This window comes from Vibrio sp. 1S139 (assembly GCF_041439475.1).
Classification (GTDB): domain Bacteria; phylum Pseudomonadota; class Gammaproteobacteria; order Enterobacterales; family Vibrionaceae; genus Vibrio; species Vibrio crassostreae_C.
Window position 1 is genome coordinate 32555 of sequence record NZ_JBGOOD010000034.1, and the last position, 19675, is coordinate 52229.

Sequence of the window (19675 nt, forward strand, 5' to 3'; positions counted from 1 at the left end):
TATCTGTCAGTTAATTCTAACTGTGTTAATCGTAGCTGTGTGTTAATCGTAGCTAAATGCTATACCAGTCGAGCCATATGATAAGCCGCCACATATTCGCCATTTCTGAAAGCGAACCCTGCGGACTCTCCTTCAATCACGAAACCGAACTTCTTATACAGGCTGATCGCTCTTTCATTATCGGTGTATACCGTTAACTCTGTAGTGGTCAAGTAAAACTGGCCACGGTTTTATAAGGGAACCAGAACTGTCGCTCTGATTCATTTGGTGTTAATCCACCATTGTATTGATGTGGACGATGCTGGTTATAATAGCCAACCAGGTAATCCGTTATTGCTTGGTACGCCTCTGTAAAATTTCTATAACCATTCTTTGGTACCCATTCCGTTTTCAAGCTTCTGAACACACGCTCCATAGGACTGTTATCCCAACTGTTACCTCGACGACTCATACTTTGAGTGATTCTATATCTCCATAGCAACTGACGATATTTTTTACTCGTATAGTGGCAACCTTGATCCGAGTGGAACATGACACCAGACGGCTTTCTGCGACTCTCATAGGCCATGCTCAACGCCTTGCCAGTCAAAGCGCTATCTGGTGAGTTAGACATTGCCCAACCGATGACTTTTCGTGCGAACAGGTCAATCACAACCGCTAGATAAGACCATCTCTGTCCTGTCCAGATGTAGGTCACATCACCGCACCAGACTTGATTCGGTTCAGTCACCGCGAACTGACGATTTAACCGGTTAGGTATATGAACATGCTCCTGCTGTGTTTTTTTGTACGTATGTTTTGGTAGTTGGCAACTGACTAAGTCTAGTTCTTTCATGAGCTTACTAGCTCGGTAACGACTAAGTGGAATACCTCTCGCTGTTACTATGTCAGCAATGGTTCTCGCTCCAGCGGAACCATTGCTCAGCTCATAAGCTCGGCGAACTTCGGCACGAACAAGCACACGCTCTGAGGACAGAGATTTGTCTCGATTTACCCAATAACGATAGCTACTACGATGAACCCCGAACACTTCGCAAAGTCGTTTTACTGCATAACTCTTCTTGAGTTTCTCGATCATCGAGAACCGTTCAGGGAGTCTGACATCAAGAGAGCCGTAGCCTTTTTTAGAATTTCCTTTTCTTCTTCAATACGTTTAATTTTCTTTTTAAGATCGCGGATTTCTCTTTGCTCTGGAGTCAATGGTGATGTGTTTGGTGCCTTGCCAGCTCTTTCAGCCTTGAGTTGCCTAACCCAGCTTTCTAGCGTGGTTCTTCCAATGCCCATAGCTTCGCAGGTTTCTTTGTAGGTACGCCCCTGGTCAAGCACCAGCTGAGCGCATTCAAGTTTAAACTCTGAGTTAAAGGTGCGTCTTTCACGCTTAGTCATAATGTCACCTGTTTTAGTATCGAGATGATCATACATCACCTCTTAATCAGGTGGCCAAATTCACTATGCCACTACAAAAACGTTATATAGCTCTTGTTTTCTATATAACTCTCATCTTCTTATAGAGCCGTGCTGAGTGATTAAGACTCCGTTCCTGAATCACTTTTTCTAGGCTGATGACATTCAAAACCGCAAATGCAGACGCTAAAAAAGACACCACACTCGTCAAAAAGTGTGGTGCCTTGGTTATTACTTTAAAGCTAATAAACTAACGCTAATTAACTAACGCTAATTAAGATTAGTTGGCTGGACGCCAAACGCCCCATTTGTCATTTTCGTAAGTCGCTTTAGGGTTAGTGCCACCTTGAACCCACCATTGTGCTTTCCATGACTGGTTCGAGTAAGTCACGACTTCGCCACCAAGGTAAGTCGCTGATGAGTCCCACGTACCTGGATCTGGCGTAGGGTCTGGGTCAGGAGTCGGATCAGGATCCGGCGTTGGATCTGGGTCTGGTGTCACGCCACCGTCATCGGCAATTACTTCAAAAGTGAAGGTTTCAACACTGTCGCTTTCAATCGAGCTAGCCATAAACGATAAAGTTTCGTTTGCAGTGATGCCAGTGGTATCAACTACGATAGAAGCCGTGCCGTTATTTTGGATGCTTACTGAAGAACCTTGAGTTTGAGTCAATGTCGCGGCTTCGCTTGTTGCAATCACAACCTTATCGCCAGCATTGACTACATTGTCACTCTTCACTAGCTCGTAGATGTCACCTTTCAATGGTTCAACACCACCGTCGCCACCATCAATCAACGTTAACTGACCAGAAGCACGGCTATCTTTTGAGTTGAAGAAGTTACGTGAAGGATCGTTTTGGAAGTACATGTAGTGCTGCATTTCAGCATGCCAGTCACCAATGAAGATCGCGCCATCTTTAAACTCTTCGTGCCAGCCATTAATTTCTGAAGCTAACAAACGAGCCCAATCGTTAACGTTTGAAGCATCAATGACGATGTCGAAGCTTCGCGCTACTTCACCATACTTGTTGATGATATCGTACTTAACGGTGTCGCCAGCTTGTGGAGTTCCAAAACCTTCTGAAATGAATAGGTCGCCACGTACGAGATCGGGTTCTGGACCCGGCTCTGGTGGAGGGGTTGTACCACCTGCGATAGTGATGTCAGAACAGTTATAGAAGCCTTCGCCCGCAGCATCATTACGCTGCCAGCGAACGAATAGAATCGCATCGCCAGAGCGGTCTGAAGGAATAGTGACATTAATGCGGTACTTGCCGCCATTAACCGGAACGTTACCCTCTTCTTGGATAAGATCTAAGTCTCCCCACGCTAGGCCTTTGCTTAGGTCCGCGTTTGGTTTCGTTAGGTAGAACTCCCAGAAAGAAGGGTTGTGTGGCGCTGTCGCATTGAATACATATTCAAACGTACCAGTATTTAGCTCGGTACGAGTCCAACCAGTATGAGGCGCACCCATGCCGCGTTTTTGCGAATCGTTGGCATAACATAACGTGCCGTCAGGAATCGCCGCTTTTACAGCATTGATATTATTGAAATCTTGGACATTTTTCGCGTACTCGTTACGTTGAACAAACGGGTATGAACCCGAAATGTCTTTTGCTTGAGCACACGCAGCATTAGGTGGTGTACCCGACCAAATCCCGCCTTGCTCGTAACACGTGTTCTGACGCGCGCTTGGAAACTCAGACCAACCATGAGCATTTGCCACTGACGGCACACTCGATAGCATAGCCATACCCACTGCTATTTTTAGAATATTATTATTTATTGTTGTCACTTTCCCACTCTCTATTATTTTACCCTAAACACAAAACCAATTGGTTACTAACCAACCAGCACTGTAATTCGAAGGTTTATAGTTTCTGACTTAAAGAACAACGAAAAATATATACGTCAATTTTATCAATAACAGCGGGTTTTATATTGATAGGAATCAGCATCACACAACTCAAACAAATGCGTTGTAGATAGATGATGTTGCTTCGAATTATGACATTTCAGTATTCTATGTTGATTGAGGGAACATTATTCGGAATGAATAAAAAAGCGGCTTTATGATTAAGCCGCTTTGGGGATATAAAGGCGTTAGGTAGTAAGAAGATATTTAATAACGGCTATGCATGCCCATGCGATGTGACATGTCATCGTCCATACGACCGCCCTTCCAACCGCCGCCACCCAATAGATTAAGTACATCTCGCGCTGTGTAGTCTTCTCCGCCAAAGAAGTCATTAGACACATCGTTACGCAGCAACTGAATAGTTGGAGCTAATTCAACAGCAAGATCTTGTGGATTCGCAAACAAGGCTAAAGCAATCTGTTGTTGGCGTTTACTCAACTCACGAGAACTTGTTTCAACCTGCCCAATAGAGAAGAAATCACGGCTTCCGTAGCTCTTCACCATCTTTGCAGACAATGACTTAATCACCTTTTTGATTCTTCTTCTTTGGATGTATCTAAACATATTTGCTTCCTTTACTAACTCGCCTTAAACCCAATGAGCAGCTTAACTAATTAGTCTTTTAACCAAACAAAAGATAGGTCTGATTGTCGACTGAGATACTTTTGACTTCGGTGTTGAACACGGACTCTAGCTGCTCAGGGGTAAGCACTTGATCAGCTGAGCCTGATGCTTGAAGTACACCTTTATCGAGCAACAACACTTGGTCTGCGTGTCTTAGTGTTCTGTTCAAATCATGGTTAGCCATGATCACGGCGATGCCCTTCTCAGCCACTCGTTCGATAAGCTTGTACAACAAGGCTTCTTGAGCAATATCCAACGGAGCTGCGGGTTCGTCGAGGATCAGCAGCTTCGCGTATGGGTTAAGTGTCGGCCAAATTTGCAGGCACATTCCCGCCAAACGTACGCGTTGCCATTCACCACCAGACAGTGTCTGAATTGAGCGATGAAGTTTGTCTGCAATGTCTAGCATCTGGCTGATTTCTTCCAAAGCTGCGTTGATTTCAGCATCAAGGCCGTGTGAGGAGCTTGGCAGTGACAATGCAAGATATTGGAACACTTCTAAGTTGAAGGCTGGCCTTGCGCTTTGGCACAAGTAAGCACGATGCAATGATAAATCTTGTAAAGACAGCTCCGACAAATCCTGCCCGTCGATCTTTATATCGCCTTTGTAACCATCACCAATTCCAGATATCGCTTCGAGCAAGGTACTTTTACCGCTGCCATTAGGGCCGATAACGTGAGTCACCTGCCCTTGCTTGAGCTCAAATGATAGTGGTAATAAACGAGCGCCGACGCTCAGGCTCTTAATTTGAATCATGATTTTTAATTAACATCCAAATGAAGATAGGCGCACCGATACTGGTGGTCATCACACCCAAAGGCAGCTCTGCGGAATCTAATAAGGTTCTTGCACAGATATCAGCAAACACCAACAACGCAGCGCCAGCAACGGCAGACAAAGGAAGAAGGTATTTGTTATCAGTACCAATCGCTAAACGCAATAAGTGTGGCACAACCAAGCCAACAAAGCTGATCACGCCACCTAAAGCTACCGCGCAGCCGACTAAAATAGACACGGCGAAAATTAGACGCCAGCGCAATCTCGGTACGTTTACGCCTAACTGTGCGGCATGCGTTTCGCCAATCATTAACTTATCTAGCTTACTACCTTGCAGGCACAGCCAAATAATCACGGGGATCATCACCAACGTGAGCGAGTGTTGATACCAAGTGACGCCACCTAAGCTGCCCATCAGCCAATACATCAATAAGCGTAGACTTAAGTCATCACTAAAATAGAACGCCCATGTCACCATCGCGCCAGAAAGAATGCCTAACGCGACACCCACTAGCAGTAATTTAGCCGTGGTGAGTCGCATCGTTTTTACCATGCTCACCAGTATCACGGTGAAACAGAGCGAGCCTAAAACGGCGGCAATCATGAACAGTTCTGGTGTGGGAGCAAACGGTAAGAAGAACAGCACGATAACCATCGCCAAACTTGCACCACCAGAAATGCCGAGCACACCGGGCTCTGCTAATACGTTACCCAATAAGACTTGTAAACTTGCGCCAGATACGGCTAACCCTGCCCCGATAGCAATAGCCGCCAATAGTCGAGGTAAGCGTAAATCAATCAGTAGTTTTTGTTCTAACGTGGACAATGTGCCCAGAGGGGAAATGAAAAGATCGCCAACCATTAGGTAAATCGCACTCAGCGCGACAAGCAGTGCTGCCATCAGATAAATGGCTCTAGTCCATTTGCGCTGTTTTTGGTGAAGAAGTTGTTGGAAATCCATATCAAGCTACTTTGAAAATGTTCGCGTAACCTTACCTGTATCCCCAGATAAACTCAAGGCTCACACCGTAATGTGAACCTTGATATTTCAACCAGTTGAGCGGTTGTTTTCGTCGTTTAAACCCGAGTCGATATTAATCGTACACAAGCTGACCATGGTCGAATCGCGTTTCAACTTCACACACCATTAAGGCTGCTCGTTGACCGATAGCAACATTACGATTAGGGAACACCACCGCTTCGTTTTCATTCTTAGCCATTAACGGTTTATCACCATCATGACCGAATACTTCACCGTGCTTGAACGCGGTAAAGTTCTCTACAGAATCTGAGAACATGAAATCGAAGTCATCATGTAAACGAACAATGGTTCTGCTCACGCGATAAGTGATGGTTCGCTTAGGTAAATGCTCTGGCTCAACTTCAGCAATCAAGTTACGCATCGCCAAGTCAAAAGCCGTTAGCTTATCAAGTTGGTTCTCACCAATTCTCGCGACCTGCCCTAGTTCCATTGTCAGTGCTTGCGCTTCGAAGTTTTCAGCACTGTACCAACTGAATGTACTGGTTGGCGCATTTGACAACAACACTGCTTCCACGTGCGCACTGTTAATGAAATCAAACAGCTCTTTACTGCGTACTTCGTGGCGAACTTTAGGGCTCACTGCAAACGAGTAATGCTTAGATAAACGGATTGCACAGTGCAAATCTAGATGCCAACGAGTGGCAGGTTCCGTTTCTTTGTAAAACTCAGTCACCAAGAACTTCAAGTTCTTCGCGATATCCACTTCTCGATTGCTCTCGTACTGCTTTTCATCAAACAGACGATTCATGTTCACATCAAGAAAACGAGTATGCGCGTTAGTGGCTTCTGGGTGAGCTATGATAAACAAGCATCTCGCGTTTACTACTTGGAAACCTGTTTCAATATCCTCAATGAGCTTATCGATCAGCTCCATTGGTGAAGTTTCGTCGCCATGAACACCGGTTGAAAAAATGATGTTCTTGGTTTCAGAATTAAAATCCGCGGGAATCACTTCCAAGACACCGCGTTGATGAAGCTTAATTTGAACACCGTTACTCAGTACGGTCTGTCCTGCCAACACTTCTTGCTCAAGATCTAGGCTGTCAAAAAGAAATGATTGGCGAAAGAGGGTCTTCGTCATGCGCTACTCCTTAATTGCACGGCCGTATGTTAATAAATTGTACATAGAAATTGTGTTGCTAGGATCGCACTTATCAACAGAAACTCCGTTATCACTCACAAATACTACCCATATATTTTTATATTACCGGCTGACTTTACTAACCGACATCTGTTCCAAATAACTTTCTCTATTTAAAGAGACTTTTGGTTGTTTCGGCTTATCTCAGGTTATGCCAGCAAGATAAGAGCCACGTAAGCTAACACAGCTCTTACCTGCTATGAACAGATTGAGATCAATTAATCTTCCTGATCGAGCAATCTTTCAAATTCATCGATTTGAACTTTGACCATGTCGATGCTTTGTTGCCAAAAATCAGCTTGAGTCAGGTCCATTCCTAAGTGCTTTTGAACGACTTCTTCCGCCATCATGCTGCCCGTATCACGAAGCAACGAAACGTAATCGCCGTAGAATTGCTCACCTTTCGCATCGCGCTGAGCGTAAACACCTTTACTGAACAGGTAACCGAACAAGTATGGGTAGTTGTAGAAGCTTACTTGAGAGATGCTGAAATGCAGTTTGCTCGCCCAGAAGTAAGGGTCAGCTTCTGTCATTGCATCGCCATACCACTCTTTCCAAGTCGTTTCCATCAAGTCACACAGCTGCTGAGCCGTTAGCTCGCCTTTTTCACGCTGCTCGTAGAAGGCTTTTTCAAACTCAAAACGAACGGGAATGTTCACCATTAATGCCAAAGAAGAAGAAAGCTCTTCCCACAGCATTTCAAGTTTCTCATTACGTGTTTGTGCTTGTTTTAACAAATGGTCTCGAACGATATTTTCAGCAAAGATCGAAGCGGTTTCTGCCAGCGTCATTGGGTAGCGTGTTTGACACAACGGCATGTCTTTCATCACCCAGTTGTGGAACGCGTGGCCTAACTCGTGTGCCAATGTCATTAAATCTGAGCGGCTACCGCTCCATGTCATGAACACAAGCGGAGTGCGTGTAGCAGCAAACTTGGTGCAGTAAGCGCCTAAACGTTTGTTGGCTGCTGGTGCGGCATCAATCCAACCATTATCAACCATCAAAGCGACAAAATCAGCCATCTCTGGATTTACTTCAGCGAACGCAGTTTTGATCACGTCGATCGCCTCATCAAATGGGTAAACCTTAGATTCAGCGTCACCCAGCGGCGGCATCGCAGCTAAGTGATTCCAAGGCTTCATTTCATCGAGCCCGTGAACTCTTGCCATTAACAAACCTGCTTTCTGACCAACAGCTCGATTAGCTTTCGCTACCGACATCATGGTGTCTAGCGTTTCTGGCACAATGCGGCTGCCGTGTAGGCTTGGATCTAGGAAATGCACATCGCTAATCTTCGAACGCTTTTTGTTTTCAGTCAGTCGCCAACCCGCCAATGCATTTAGAATCGAAGCAAAAGACTCTTGGTGCGTTTTCATCGCACCTTGAACCGCGCGCCATGCTGGTTCTTGTTTGTCGAATTCGCTGCCGTACAACAGGCTCGCGGCTTGTGAAAAGCCTAGGGCTTCCTCTTCACCGTCCAGCTTTAGCGACAGTTTTAAAGATCCGGTTAGGTTATCGTATAAACGACCCCATCCGTCACGACCATCAACCTTCATCGCTGCCAATAACTGCTCTTCTGCCACACTGAGTCGGCTGCTTGCTAATTTACGTGAGCTCTCAATCGCAAAGCGTTGACCTGCTACGTCCGCACTCTCATGCTCTAATACTGCATCAATAAACTCTGGTTCTGCATGAATTAGTGTGTCTTCGTAAGGGCTAAATGCTTGAGACATTTCAGAGTTCAGTTTGGCAACTCGACCAAGCAGTGCTTTGGCTTCTGTGTGCGTTGCGTCTACCGATGCGTGGCAGGTAGCGAAGGTGTTGATCGTGCTTAGTAGCGTGCCAGCCGCTTCAGAAGTCTGAATCGCGTTTTGCATCGCTAGAATAATGTGACGCTTTTCAACGTGTAGGTTCAACAGCTCAATGCACTGCTGAATGAGTTCAATGTCCTGTTCGATTTTTGCATCATTAAGATCGCTATAAGCAATGCTTAGATCCCAACTTGGTGTTGTCATGACTAAATTCCTTTCACGTAGGTAGTAATACCAATCAGGTATAGCGGCTGTGAACGCCGCTTTATACTTCTATTTATATTTCTATTTCTATTTCTATTTACAGTTCTAATAGATTGTTAATTCTTAAAACTGTGTATTTTTAACACTCAGAGAACAGGCAGGCCTATCGCTTTGACGCTGATAAAGCTCTGTGCAAACTGAGTGACTTGAATATGGGTTATTGATGCATTCTCTATCGATAACTTCGAGTACAAGCTCGGATTTTTCCAATCAATATCAAGGCAATGCGCCAATAACATTCGAATAACGCCACCATGAGTAACCAACAATAGATTGTCACTTGGATTGTTCAAAAGTTGCGACCAAGCTTGAGTTACTCTGTCATGGAAGCTCTGTAAACTTTCCGCACCAGTCAGTTGATGATTTGCGGGATCTTGCCAAAAAGTGTCTAACATCGCCCACTTGTCTTCAAGTTCATCAAATGGGACACCATCAACTTCACCGAAATTCATTTCTTGGAAATCAGGAGCGACTGACAAAGGCACCGACATGCGCTCTGCATACAAGCTCGCAAGATCACCACATCGTCTGAGTGGCGAGGAAACCACACTATCAAAGATAATGTCTTGTTTAGCGAGAGCTCCACAGATCTGATATTGAAGATCAGGGTTGACCAACACGTCTGACAATCCGTTAAGTGCTGCTTCGCCTTCGACCTTGCCATGTCTTAATAAATAGATGTTTTTAGTTGTTCCATTAACCATGTGTGCGACCTAGCCTTGAGTATCAAGCAAGTGATTAGATGGTTTTAAGCTCAGTGGTAATCCTGCTGCAACCAGCGTAACGCGTTCAACGACGCGAGCTAGTGCTTGGTTCATGCGTCCCGCATTGTCTACAAACAAGCGCGACACTTTACCCAGCGGCACCACACCTAAGCCGACTTCGTTAGACACCATGATAATTTGCGCTGGGCTTTGCTCGACGCTTTTGACCAATACTTCAACCACGGCTTCAACCTGTTCATTGGTTGCATCATCACCCAGTTCAAAGATGATGTTGTTCAACCACAATGTTAGGCAGTCAATCAGCACCACATCGTCTTTCTCAAAAGACTGCAGTTTTTCGGCCAATTCGACGGGTACTTCATGCTCAATCCACTGCTCGCCACGACGTTGTTGATGGTGCGCGATTCGTTCTCGCATTTCGTCGTCCAAATAAGTGGCCGTTGCAATATAGTTAAGGCGTCCATTTGAACATGCTTCAAACGCACATAATGCTTGTTGCTCTGCAAAACTCGACTTACCAGAACGAGCTCCACCCAATACCAGATGGCTGTTTCGCTGACTTGCTTGATTAATTTGATTAGCTTGAATAGTTTCATTCGTGTTGGTCATAGGAAGCCGTTATAGAAAGCCATTGTAAAATGCAGTAATGAATACAAGGTAAGTCAGCAACTCCATTAACTGTTGAGCCGCACCCAAGCAGTCCCCAGTAAAGCCGCCAATTCGAGCCGTTAACCACGTTTTAAAACCTGTTCTGAACAGATAGGCGACGACAGATAAAACCAAAGCGAATTCAAGACCAAACCACAGGCTAGGCAGCACGCCTACCAGCAACAAGAAGACAAGTTCGCCTTTGGTTTGCTTGTTGGCCAATGGTTTACTTTTACTGGTATCTAAATCACTGACATAAGGCATGTCGTAAATTAGCGATGCAGCAATCGCGCGGCTAAAGGTATAACTGGTCACGATTACCATAAACAGTCCCGTCATGCTTATGAGTTCATTCAACAGCACCCACTTGCCAAGCAGAGCCATAATCAGAGCAGACGCACCATAAGTACCGATTCGACTGTCTTTCATGATGGTCAAACGGCGTTCTAGGGTCATGCCGCCACCAATGCCATCGGCCATATCAGTCAAACCATCTTCATGGAATGCGCCAGTGAGCATCAGGCTAAAACTCATCATCAAAAAGATCGCTACTGCACTCGGCAGTACCACATCAAGTAGCAAGAACACACCGCCACACAGAACACCAAGCAACAAACCAACCGTTGAAAAGTAGCGACCAGAACGGTTCATTCGCTCTGTAGAATAGGGCGTGTTTTTCGGCATTGGCAAGCGAGAAAAGAAACCCATCGCCAGCGCAAAAAGCTCCCACTGATAAGTAACTCGATCTTTCAACGATCTTTCTGGTGCATCACTCATTAAACCGTGACTCCAGCACTTTCGAAGCTCGCCATGTTGTTATAGAACTCGGCTGCCGCACGAATGATTGGCATGGCTAGCGCAGCACCTGTGCCCTCGCCTAATCTCAATCCAAGATCGAGCAGTGGCTCAGCGTCGAGCAGCTCTAACAGAATTTTGTGTCCTGACTCTTCTGAGCGATGCGCGAAGATCATGTAGTCTCGGCAACTTGGTTCAATTAAAGTCGCGACATACGCCGCAACCGACACGATAAAGCCATCGACTAATACTGGGGTTTTGTTTTGGTAAGCGCCAAGGAAAGCACCGACCATTTGAACGATTTCATAGCCACCGACTTGTGCGAGTACCTCTTTAATATCTTTAACTTCATTCGCATCTAAACCTTTGCAACGCGCGACACCTTGCTCAACCACAGCCACTTTACGTGCAAGCTGTTCATTGTTGATGCCAGTGCCTAGGCCAACACACTCCGCTGCAGCACGATTCGCTAATGCACTTAAGATCGCTGATGCGCTGCTGGTATTGCCGATACCCATTTCACCAAACATGATGATATTGGTGCCATTCGAAATGGTTTTAGATACAAGATCTGTACCCAGTTCAATCCCACGTTCAACCGTTTCTAAACTCATTGCCGCTTCATTGGCAAAGTTATTGGTTCGCGTACCCAAACGCTGAGAGATCAACATGTCACTGTCTGATTCCACAGGCAACAATATCCCCGTGTCGACTACCGTGATATCGATATTATTCACCGCACAGAAGCAATTGATCGCCGCGCCATCGCTTAAGAAGTTCAACACCATCTGTTGTGTTACCGCGCTTGGAGCAATACTCACGCCTTCGTCAGCAATGCCATGGTCGCCAGCAAAAATGATGATACTTGGCTTATTCAATTCGATGTGTTCAACCGCAGCTTCTTTGCCTTGGCTCTGAATCAAAGCCAGTTGATGTGCGACTTTTTCGAGTAAACCAAGGGCACCGAGTGGCTTGGTTTTTTGGTCAATTCGGTGTTGGATGTACTGCGAGTATTAGGTATCTAACATAGTTTTTAAAAACGCTTATTCTGGGTACGTTGATTTAGGGACTGCTACTTAAGGATTGTTACTTAGGGCGTGCGACAGAAAACACATTGGAAAGCGTCGCGTATTCACCGCCACCAAGGCGAGACAAAGGGTCCAATGCCAACGCATCAATCTTAAGACGTTCACTCTCTTTATCGATCACGTCTTCGGAAATGTACACGGTTTCGACTTGAGCAAAGATGAGGCTTTGTGGCACCTCTCCAACCTCTTTTACTTCGTATAAGGTGCAGCCAAAAGCGACCGCGCACTCTTTCACTCTCGGTAAAGAGAAGCCTTCAAATTCAACCAGCTCAATGTTATTCGCGGTGACTTCCGAATCACCATGTTCAAGGGTAGCTGCTGTCGCCGTCATGGTTTCGGCAGAACTTGAAGAAGCAATGTGAATCACTAGCTTACCCGTTTCTAGGGCATTACGAGTGGTATCTTTGATTTCGCCGGACGGCTTCTTCCCAACCGATAACATCAGTAACGGCGGATTACTAGAAACAGGCGTGAAATAAGAGAAAGGCGCGAGGTTGTACTCTTGGTCAGAAGATTCCGTCAATGCCCACGCAATCGGGCGAGGAACAACGGTTTGTGTCATCAGGTGATAAATCTGAGTGGGAGCAAGAGTATCAAGCTTGAGGTTCATAGCACGTCCTTGGTCTATGTGAATTACGACTCAGTTTACGTGTTAAGCAAGGCTGTATCTATGGCTATGTGGCAGAAACCGCAGAGAGTGTTCTTAATTTAAACAGATCACACTGGTTTTTCTCAGATTGACAGTCAAATTGACGAACCCTAAAACACAAATAATGCTGATAATAGATTTATCAATAACTTACATTTTGGCATCGTTTATGCCTTAACTAAATTACTTATTAATCTCTCCATTGATAAGTACCCATACAGTGAATGCCCACAACACTGACGCTACACGAAGAAAGACAATCGATTGAAAGACAAAACAGAACAACGATTTAGGAGGTGTAATGATTCCAAATTCAAGTAAAAGAAAACCAAATAAATCAAGTAAGAAAGCTAGCAAAAAGGTAAGGAAAATCCCACTGTCCTTTACCTAGTAAGAAGCAAGAAAAGTAACAAAGCCCGTCGCCCAGCGGGCTTTGTTATGTTTAACGCCTAACTTAAGTTTCAAACCGCATTTATCTTTCCCACCGCCATTATGTTTCATATCGTACTTATGCTTCAGACCGTACTTATGCGTCGAGCCAAACTAAATCATCTCTTTTTCCATAAACAGGCGACTCCCCACATACTACTGACCACTCGTTTAACAAACTTTTATTCGCTTAAAATTCAAACACTGTTTATATTAAACAAGCACTTGTGGAGTGAAGAAGGGATTAAAATGAGCATTTCTGGAGACAAAACATCGGTCGTGGTGGCTGGTGCAACCGGGTTAATTGGTCATCATGTGATGAAGTTGCTCATCGATGAACCCGTCGTTGATCATATCTATGCCCTATCTCGCCGAGCGTTAGATTCACAGTTTGATTCCAACAAGCTCCACACACTCATTCACAGCGACCTGCAAGTTACCAGTTGGGATGACACGAATGCGACGCCTAATCTTGGCGTTATCTGCTTAGGTACGACTAAGAAAAAGGCAGGATCAAAAGAAGCGCTTCGCAAAATCGATGTGGAACTGGTTAGCCAAGTCGCACAGTCGATGAAGTTTCTTGGGGTTCAACGCGTAGCGGTCGTTTCTAGCTATGGCGCTTCACCAGATTCTTATTCACACTACCTTCGTTGCAAAGGGCAAATGGAGCAAAACTTAAAACGTATTGGCTTCAAGCAACTTTTCATCGCACGTCCGGGGCCGCTGGTTGGGGAACGTGATGAACCAAGAGCCGATGAAAAACTCCTGCAAAGCATCTTTCCTTTAGTCTCTCCCTTTATGTTTGGTCAGTTCAAAAACCTACGCCCTATTCAAGCGGAAGACGTCGCGAAGGCAATGTTGTTCCGATTATTCGAAAATAATTTCAAAAATACCGAAATTTACTCTTCAAGTGACATGCTCAATTTATTGGCAAAATATCGCTAAAAAGCTCACCTATTCATCACAATGTTGAATATCCACCCATACCATTGAGTGGATATTACTAATCGTTCTAATAAATTACTTTTCCTTATTTTACGTTTTGTAACAGAACGTTATTTTAGCAGCAGTACTGACACCTATACATCTAGGTGCCTAATTGATTTAGAGTTATTCATAAGGAAAACAAATGTCATTTTCAGCTATCGCTGCCTTAGCGGTATTCACTGGTATCCTCTTTTTTCTCTACGGACAGCAGAAAAAAGAAAACACACTTTCTCGCCTCGTTTTACTCGGTTTAGTATTTGGTAGCGCATTTGGTCTTGGTCTACAGCTGTTATTTGGTGAAGGCAATCCGGTCATCAACGAAACACTAGACTGGGTAAATATTGTTGGCCGTGGTTATGTTGGCCTACTGAAAATGGTGATCATGCCATTAGTATTGGTTTCAATGATTGCAGCAGTAGTGAAGCTTGAAAAAGGCGGCTCACTGGGCAAGATTTCTGGTATCACCATTTCTGTACTGTTAGCAACAACCGCGATTTCTGCGATTGTTGGTATTGTTGTAACGCAAGCATTCGGCCTGTCTGCTGAAGGTTTAACAGAAGGCGCTCGCGAAACAGCACGTATCGCAACACTTGAAAGCCGCATCGGTAGCGTTTCAGACCTAACAATTCCACAAATGCTGATCAGCTTTATTCCGACTAACCCATTTGCAGACCTAACGGGGGCTCGCTCTACGTCTATCATCGCGGTTGTTATCTTTGGTGTGCTAACGGGCATCGCTGCTCGTAAAGTGATGGCAGAGAAAGAAGAACTAGAATCTCCAATCCGTACTTTCGTTGAAGCGTCACAATCTATCGTTATGCGCTTAGTTAAGATGATCATGGCACTAACGCCATACGGCATCGCAGCGTTAATGGCGAAGGTAGTTGCAACATCAAGTGCTTCTGACATCCTCAGCCTACTGGGTTTCATCGTTGCATCTTACGTTGCGATTCTACTGATGTTCGTCGTACACGGTGTGTTGGTTTCTTTTGTTGGTGTAAACCCGAAAGAGTACTTCCAAAAGATCTGGCCTGTACTGACGTTCGCTTTCACGTCTCGTAGTTCTGCAGCAACAATTCCACTGAACGTTGAAGCTCAAATCACTAAGCTAAACGTGCCACCAGCGATTGCTAACCTGTCTGCCTCTTTCGGTGCGACGATTGGTCAAAACGGTTGTGCGGGTATCTACCCTGCAATGCTAGCAGTCATGGTTGCGCCTACAGTTGGCATCGACCCAATGGACATCAACTTCATTCTGTCTCTGATTGCTATTATCACAGTGAGCTCATTCGGTATTGCTGGCGTAGGTGGCGGTGCAACGTTCGCGGCGCTTATCGTACTTCCTGCTATGGGCCTTCCTGTAACGATTGCAGCACTGCTTATCTCTATCGAGCCACTTATCGATATGGCACGTACGGCGCTTAACGTATCTGGTGCAATGACAGACGGTACGATCACAAGCCGCCTATTGGGTAAGAAAGACAAGCAACAAGATCTGGAACAAGCGAACGCTTAATGGGTTCGATTGATTCAATCACTTGGGTCTCGTTAAGCAAAAAACCGATGCACATGCATCGGTTTTTTATTATCTGTTACTTCTAACTTCCATTACTTCACGAGCAACAGCTTAGAACACAAGTTGAATGACTTTTTCGGCAAGTGCTTCATCGTCGTCTTCACTTAATCCGCTGACACCAATAGCGCCAATCACCTGCCCATTTAATTCAATGGGAACACCGCCTTTAAAGCCAGTGATCTTTGGGTCAGTCCAGTAACTTAAGTCTTTACCAGTTTCTCTCGCCCAAGCACCTAAGTTACCGCTTGGCTGTCTATCTCTTGCAGATGTATAAGCTTTGTTCTGTGCTAACAATCCGGCTTGAACACTCACATTATCCATGCGAATAAACGCCAGTAACTCACCGTGCGTATCACACACGCTCACCGCGATTGCTTGTTGATTACGCTCAGCAATGTCTAGAGCGTTAGACACCAGTTGTTGCGCGATCTTTTGATTCAACATATTCATTCCTTATGGCAGTGCTTGACCACGTGAGTACACGTATAGGTTGTACCACTCTTCACGAGACAGGTTTATCTGAGTCGCGACTGCCGAAGCTTTGATTCGCTCTAGATTTGTGGTGCCAATTACAGGTTGGATACGAGCAGGGTGACGAAGCAAAAATGCCAACACAATCGCTTCACTTTCTACGCCATATTGGTTCGCTAACTGAGCCACGTAGTGCGCTGTCTTTTTCACGTTTTCATGTTCTGAATACAAACCTTGCTCAGCAAATCGGCCTTGTGCCAAACAGCCCCAAGCTTGCAGTTGGATGTTATTCAATTGGCAATGTTCAAGAGTGCCTGCGGCGAAGTCTGATTGATGGTGCCCTTGCGAGTTAATCATCACCCCATCATTCAACCAATCCAATTTGGCTAAGCTCATCTCAACTTGATTCGCGACGATGGGTTGCCCAAGCGCAGATTGCAGGTACTGAATTTGATGGCTGTTCATGTTCGACACACCAAAATAATCGACCTTACCTTGCGCTTTTATGTTCTCTAACGTTCTTGCTAGCTCATCGAGTTCCATCAAAGGATCAGGGCGGTGCAATAACAGCACATCAAGCTTTTCAGTATTCAATCGATTGAGAATACCGTCTACCGATTGGCCTACCCAATCAGCCGAGAAATCATAACGACCAACATTGCCCTCGCCTTCAAAACGAATCCCACACTTAGATTGAATGAACATCTGTTCACGCAGATCAGGCGCTTGTTGTAATGCTTGACCAAAGGCTTGCTCAGCTTTGCTGAAGGTATAGATATCCGCATGGTCGAATAAGTTAATGCCCGATTCTAGTGCGGTGCCGATTACGCTTCGTGTTTGAGCAACATCCGCACTCGTCACTGGATTATCATTCCAGCCACCACCTAACCCCATGCAGCCATAGGCAATTTGCCCAACATTCGGTAGATAATTTGATAATGGGATACGTTTTTTGTCATTCGTTTTGTTTGTAGATTCAGTGCTGTTCGTCATATCGATTCTCGCTTAGAAGATTTGCTGACCAGAAATATGCCTCTATCATATTGTTCTTTTTAAAAAACAGAATATGCTAGTTACGAAATGATTGTTTGATATGACGAACAATAGATTGGTAGGAACGCGCGAATGAACGAACACAAAATAATAGAACGACTGATCCTGTTTGTAGAACTTGCTCAGCAACTCAACTTTACCAAGGCAGCCGAAAAGCTCGGTATCTCTAAGAGCTACCTTTCTGAACAGATCAAACGTTTAGAGAACGATTTACAGTGCCCGCTTTTGGTCAGAACCACTCGCAGTGTTCGTTTAACCCAAGAAGGCGAACGCGCGTTACAACAAGGCTTAACGATTCGCTCGCAAGTCTTACAGCTTGAACGCAGTGTTTCTGAGCAACACGACATCGTCAAAGGCCTATTACGCCTCACTGCGCCAAAGATGTTTACTGAGGTATATCTATTCGATATCTGCCAACAGTTTAGGCAGCAATACCCTGAGATTCGTTTCGAGATAAACAGTAGCTACACCAACTTTAATCTCAATCAAGATGATATCGATATCGCGTTTCGTGCCACCAATACGCCACCTGACAACATGGTGGCGAAACACTTGATTAGCTATCAACATGATTTAGTCGCGACTCCCGGTTATCTTAACCAATTTGGTCGCCCTACCAATGTGAGTGACTTAAGTGATCATCAATGCTTAGCAACTCTGCACCAAACCGAGTGGCCTTTAAAATCGGTAAATATTGATGTGTCCGGCTGGCTTTCAAGTAATGACAACCACCTGCTTAAGCAACAAGCTATGGCAGGCAGTGGCATCATCCGTATTGCAAGTTACTACGTTGCGAAAGAGGTCGAACTGGGAGAATTAGAGCGAGTGCTGCCTGATGAATGTCTGCAACAAGGCAACAGTATTTATCTGTTCTATCCGCAAGTTATTTATCCGGCAAAGAAACACCAAGTGTTCGTTAAATTTGTTCAGCATTACTTTGAAAACTTGAGAGCTTGATAGTTTAAGATCTTGAAAACTGGAGAGCTCGATCATTTAAGAGCTTGAAGATTTGGTAGTTTAAGAATATGAAAGCTGAGTTAACGAGTTGAAGAAACGGAAACCGATGAACAGATAAATCAAATAACACGAAATAAGGTTTAAATAACCCTCTTGATTTATATGCCTATATTTAAAATGGGATTATCGAACAATAATAAAGCGATTTTTCGAATGCTCTCATCGATGATTGTTCTTGATAGAAAGAAATCGTGCATTTGTTCAATAATACAATGAGTTACCTATGAATGATTAACATAACTGATATATGATGCACCGCTTCAGTATGTCACATCATCTTGGCACCAGTTCGATAACAGGATCCTCATGAGCTTTATTATATTATTACTTCTTCTGCTATTCGTAGGCTTTACACGTTTACTTCAGTGGCGAAAAACCTCTCTGTTTTTATCTCTTGTTCTTATATCGTCATTTGTGCTGATTGGTTCAGGTTTAATTCCTCGTTATTTACTGAACGATCTGCAAGCCGATTACGAAAATAAGCCTGATATCCAATGGTCTGACAATAACGCCATTGTTCTTCTGGGTGCGGGAACGCAGTTAATTAAAAGCACGCAAGAGTTCGAGCCAGCCTTTTTCTCTTTTGGCCGAATCAGTGAAACCGCCAGCCAATATAAAGATTGCGCCAAAACCCAAACCACATGCAAAGTGATCATCAGTGGTGGCGATGCACAAAATAACGGTGTTGCCGAAGCAGAAGTTTATCAGCAACAATTGCTGAGACTTGGCGTTCCGATGGGTGACATCATTCAAGAGCCAAATAGCGTCAACACTTGGAAGAACGCTCAGCTCACTAGTGACCTAATGAAGCATCATAAATTCGACAACATTGTGTTGGTTTCATCTGGCCTACATATTCGTCGTAGCGAGCTCTACTTCAACCACTTCGGCTTGAATGTTATTCCAGTGAGAGCCGACTATATGGCTGCTCAAATTTCATGGTTGCCATTGTGGTACAACTTTGCGGTCACAGATTTTGCTTTGCATGAACAGATTGGCTTTGCTCGTTACAACATTTACAACTTTATGGGTTGGAACAGCAAACGCGAAAAACCAGGTGATGCTTAATCTCTTCCAATTAAGTTAACTCGAACAATAAAAAATGCAGCAGCAATCGAACGGTTGTTGGCTGCATTTTTCGATCTTGCTTATCACAACATCCCTCCTTATTTGGCTTACTCAGTACTTCCCCCTCCTTTACAGGGCGGGATCGCACTTTGTTAACAAATATGATCTAATAGTGCTAAATCCACAA

General features: G+C 44.6%; 18 protein-coding genes and 1 pseudogene. 4 read left to right on the top strand and 15 right to left on the bottom strand.

Annotated elements, in window-relative coordinates; all coding sequences use genetic code 11:
* Positions 1–59: 59 nt before the first annotated feature.
* The 13 genes and pseudogenes from ACED46_RS12935 to ACED46_RS12995 all read right to left on the bottom strand — a co-directional run.
* Positions 60–200: pseudogene (locus tag ACED46_RS12935) on the bottom strand (GNAT family N-acetyltransferase); the annotation flags it as partial.
* Between the two features lie 8 nt (positions 201–208).
* A protein-coding gene (locus tag ACED46_RS12940; RefSeq protein ID WP_371721619.1) for an IS3 family transposase occupies positions 209–1386 on the bottom strand; the annotation gives its coding sequence in 2 pieces (ribosomal slippage) (positions 209–1128 and positions 1128–1386; 1179 coding nt in all).
* A gap of 298 nt (positions 1387–1684) precedes the next feature.
* Positions 1685–3151, bottom strand: a complete 1467-nt coding sequence (locus ACED46_RS12945; RefSeq protein WP_136974872.1) for a lytic polysaccharide monooxygenase — start codon at positions 3149–3151, stop codon at positions 1685–1687.
* Between the two features lie 375 nt (positions 3152–3526).
* On the bottom strand, positions 3527–3886 hold the full coding sequence (locus tag ACED46_RS12950; protein WP_371721620.1) for a DUF6559 family protein: 360 nt from the start codon (positions 3884–3886) through the stop codon (positions 3527–3529).
* A 58-nt stretch (positions 3887–3944) separates the two neighbouring features.
* The gene (gene btuD / locus ACED46_RS12955; protein WP_136978782.1) at positions 3945–4703 is read right to left on the bottom strand and encodes a vitamin B12 ABC transporter ATP-binding protein BtuD; all 759 of its coding nucleotides are present in this window, start codon (positions 4701–4703) and stop codon (positions 3945–3947) included.
* Positions 4690–5685: a vitamin B12 ABC transporter permease BtuC gene (gene btuC / locus ACED46_RS12960; RefSeq protein WP_017096955.1), complete on the bottom strand. Its 996-nt coding sequence runs from the start codon at positions 5683–5685 to the stop codon at positions 4690–4692. The genes btuD and btuC overlap by 14 nt, the downstream gene beginning before the upstream one ends.
* Before the next feature lie 133 nt (positions 5686–5818).
* Positions 5819–6847: a succinylglutamate desuccinylase gene (locus ACED46_RS12965; protein ID WP_371721621.1), complete on the bottom strand. Its 1029-nt coding sequence runs from the start codon at positions 6845–6847 to the stop codon at positions 5819–5821.
* Positions 6848–7125: 278 nt separating this feature from the next.
* Complete coding sequence (locus ACED46_RS12970) at positions 7126–8922, bottom strand: M3 family oligoendopeptidase (RefSeq protein WP_371721622.1); 1797 nt, start codon at positions 8920–8922, stop codon at positions 7126–7128.
* Between the two features lie 146 nt (positions 8923–9068).
* Positions 9069–9686, bottom strand: a complete 618-nt coding sequence (gene cobC, locus ACED46_RS12975) for an alpha-ribazole phosphatase family protein (RefSeq protein WP_371721623.1) — start codon at positions 9684–9686, stop codon at positions 9069–9071.
* 9 nt (positions 9687–9695) lie between these two features.
* Positions 9696–10316: a bifunctional adenosylcobinamide kinase/adenosylcobinamide-phosphate guanylyltransferase gene (gene cobU, locus ACED46_RS12980; protein WP_371721624.1), complete on the bottom strand. Its 621-nt coding sequence runs from the start codon at positions 10314–10316 to the stop codon at positions 9696–9698.
* Positions 10317–10325: 9 nt separating this feature from the next.
* A complete protein-coding gene (locus tag ACED46_RS12985) occupies positions 10326–11132 on the bottom strand; it encodes an adenosylcobinamide-GDP ribazoletransferase (protein ID WP_017066160.1) in 807 nt (268 codons plus the stop codon).
* A complete protein-coding gene (cobT, locus tag ACED46_RS12990) occupies positions 11132–12151 on the bottom strand; it encodes a nicotinate-nucleotide--dimethylbenzimidazole phosphoribosyltransferase (protein ID WP_371721630.1) in 1020 nt (339 codons plus the stop codon). Before cobT ends, ACED46_RS12985 begins: the two co-directional genes overlap by 1 nt.
* A gap of 85 nt (positions 12152–12236) precedes the next feature.
* Entirely contained in the window at positions 12237–12848 is a 612-nt protein-coding gene (locus tag ACED46_RS12995) for a flavin reductase family protein (protein WP_371721625.1), read from the bottom strand.
* Positions 12849–13565: 717 nt separating this feature from the next.
* On the opposite strand from ACED46_RS12995, the gene ACED46_RS13000 reads away from it, so the two are divergent.
* Both ACED46_RS13000 and ACED46_RS13005 read left to right on the top strand, forming a co-directional pair.
* Positions 13566–14261 (top strand): NAD-dependent epimerase/dehydratase family protein, encoded by a 696-nt coding sequence (locus tag ACED46_RS13000; protein ID WP_371721626.1) that lies wholly within the window; start codon positions 13566–13568, stop codon positions 14259–14261.
* Between the two features lie 184 nt (positions 14262–14445).
* Entirely contained in the window at positions 14446–15819 is a 1374-nt protein-coding gene (locus ACED46_RS13005; RefSeq protein WP_371721627.1) for an L-cystine transporter, read from the top strand.
* A 111-nt stretch (positions 15820–15930) separates the two neighbouring features.
* On the opposite strand, the gene ACED46_RS13010 is transcribed toward ACED46_RS13005, so the two are convergent.
* Both ACED46_RS13010 and ACED46_RS13015 read right to left on the bottom strand, forming a co-directional pair.
* Positions 15931–16323: a heme-binding protein gene (locus ACED46_RS13010; RefSeq protein ID WP_017066157.1), complete on the bottom strand. Its 393-nt coding sequence runs from the start codon at positions 16321–16323 to the stop codon at positions 15931–15933.
* Positions 16324–16332: 9 nt separating this feature from the next.
* Entirely contained in the window at positions 16333–17343 is a 1011-nt protein-coding gene (locus ACED46_RS13015) for an aldo/keto reductase family oxidoreductase (protein ID WP_371721628.1), read from the bottom strand.
* Between the two features lie 132 nt (positions 17344–17475).
* Between ACED46_RS13015 and ACED46_RS13020 the strand changes: the two genes are divergently transcribed.
* Both ACED46_RS13020 and ACED46_RS13025 read left to right on the top strand, forming a co-directional pair.
* Positions 17476–18360, top strand: a complete 885-nt coding sequence (locus ACED46_RS13020) for a LysR family transcriptional regulator (protein WP_371721629.1) — start codon at positions 17476–17478, stop codon at positions 18358–18360.
* 366 nt (positions 18361–18726) lie between these two features.
* A complete protein-coding gene (locus tag ACED46_RS13025; protein WP_017065514.1) occupies positions 18727–19488 on the top strand; it encodes a YdcF family protein in 762 nt (253 codons plus the stop codon).
* Positions 19489–19675: the final 187 nt, after the last annotated feature.

Coding starts and splice junctions, on each gene's coding strand:
- ACED46_RS12945 (WP_136974872.1), bottom strand. CDS start 3,151: ATGCTATCGAGTGTGCCGTCAGTGGCAAATGCTCATGGTTGGTCTGAG.
- ACED46_RS12950 (WP_371721620.1), bottom strand. CDS start 3,886: ATGTTTAGATACATCCAAAGAAGAAGAATCAAAAAGGTGATTAAGTCA.
- btuD (WP_136978782.1), bottom strand. CDS start 4,703: ATGATTCAAATTAAGAGCCTGAGCGTCGGCGCTCGTTTATTACCACTA.
- btuC (WP_017096955.1), bottom strand. CDS start 5,685: ATGGATTTCCAACAACTTCTTCACCAAAAACAGCGCAAATGGACTAGA.
- ACED46_RS12965 (WP_371721621.1), bottom strand. CDS start 6,847: ATGACGAAGACCCTCTTTCGCCAATCATTTCTTTTTGACAGCCTAGAT.
- ACED46_RS12970 (WP_371721622.1), bottom strand. CDS start 8,922: ATGACAACACCAAGTTGGGATCTAAGCATTGCTTATAGCGATCTTAAT.
- cobC (WP_371721623.1), bottom strand. CDS start 9,686: ATGGTTAATGGAACAACTAAAAACATCTATTTATTAAGACATGGCAAG.
- cobU (WP_371721624.1), bottom strand. CDS start 10,316: ATGACCAACACGAATGAAACTATTCAAGCTAATCAAATTAATCAAGCA.
- ACED46_RS12985 (WP_017066160.1), bottom strand. CDS start 11,132: ATGAGTGATGCACCAGAAAGATCGTTGAAAGATCGAGTTACTTATCAG.
- ACED46_RS12995 (WP_371721625.1), bottom strand. CDS start 12,848: ATGAACCTCAAGCTTGATACTCTTGCTCCCACTCAGATTTATCACCTG.
- ACED46_RS13000 (WP_371721626.1), top strand. CDS start 13,566: ATGAGCATTTCTGGAGACAAAACATCGGTCGTGGTGGCTGGTGCAACC.
- ACED46_RS13005 (WP_371721627.1), top strand. CDS start 14,446: ATGTCATTTTCAGCTATCGCTGCCTTAGCGGTATTCACTGGTATCCTC.
- ACED46_RS13010 (WP_017066157.1), bottom strand. CDS start 16,323: ATGTTGAATCAAAAGATCGCGCAACAACTGGTGTCTAACGCTCTAGAC.
- ACED46_RS13015 (WP_371721628.1), bottom strand. CDS start 17,343: ATGACGAACAGCACTGAATCTACAAACAAAACGAATGACAAAAAACGT.
- ACED46_RS13020 (WP_371721629.1), top strand. CDS start 17,476: ATGAACGAACACAAAATAATAGAACGACTGATCCTGTTTGTAGAACTT.
- ACED46_RS13025 (WP_017065514.1), top strand. CDS start 18,727: ATGAGCTTTATTATATTATTACTTCTTCTGCTATTCGTAGGCTTTACA.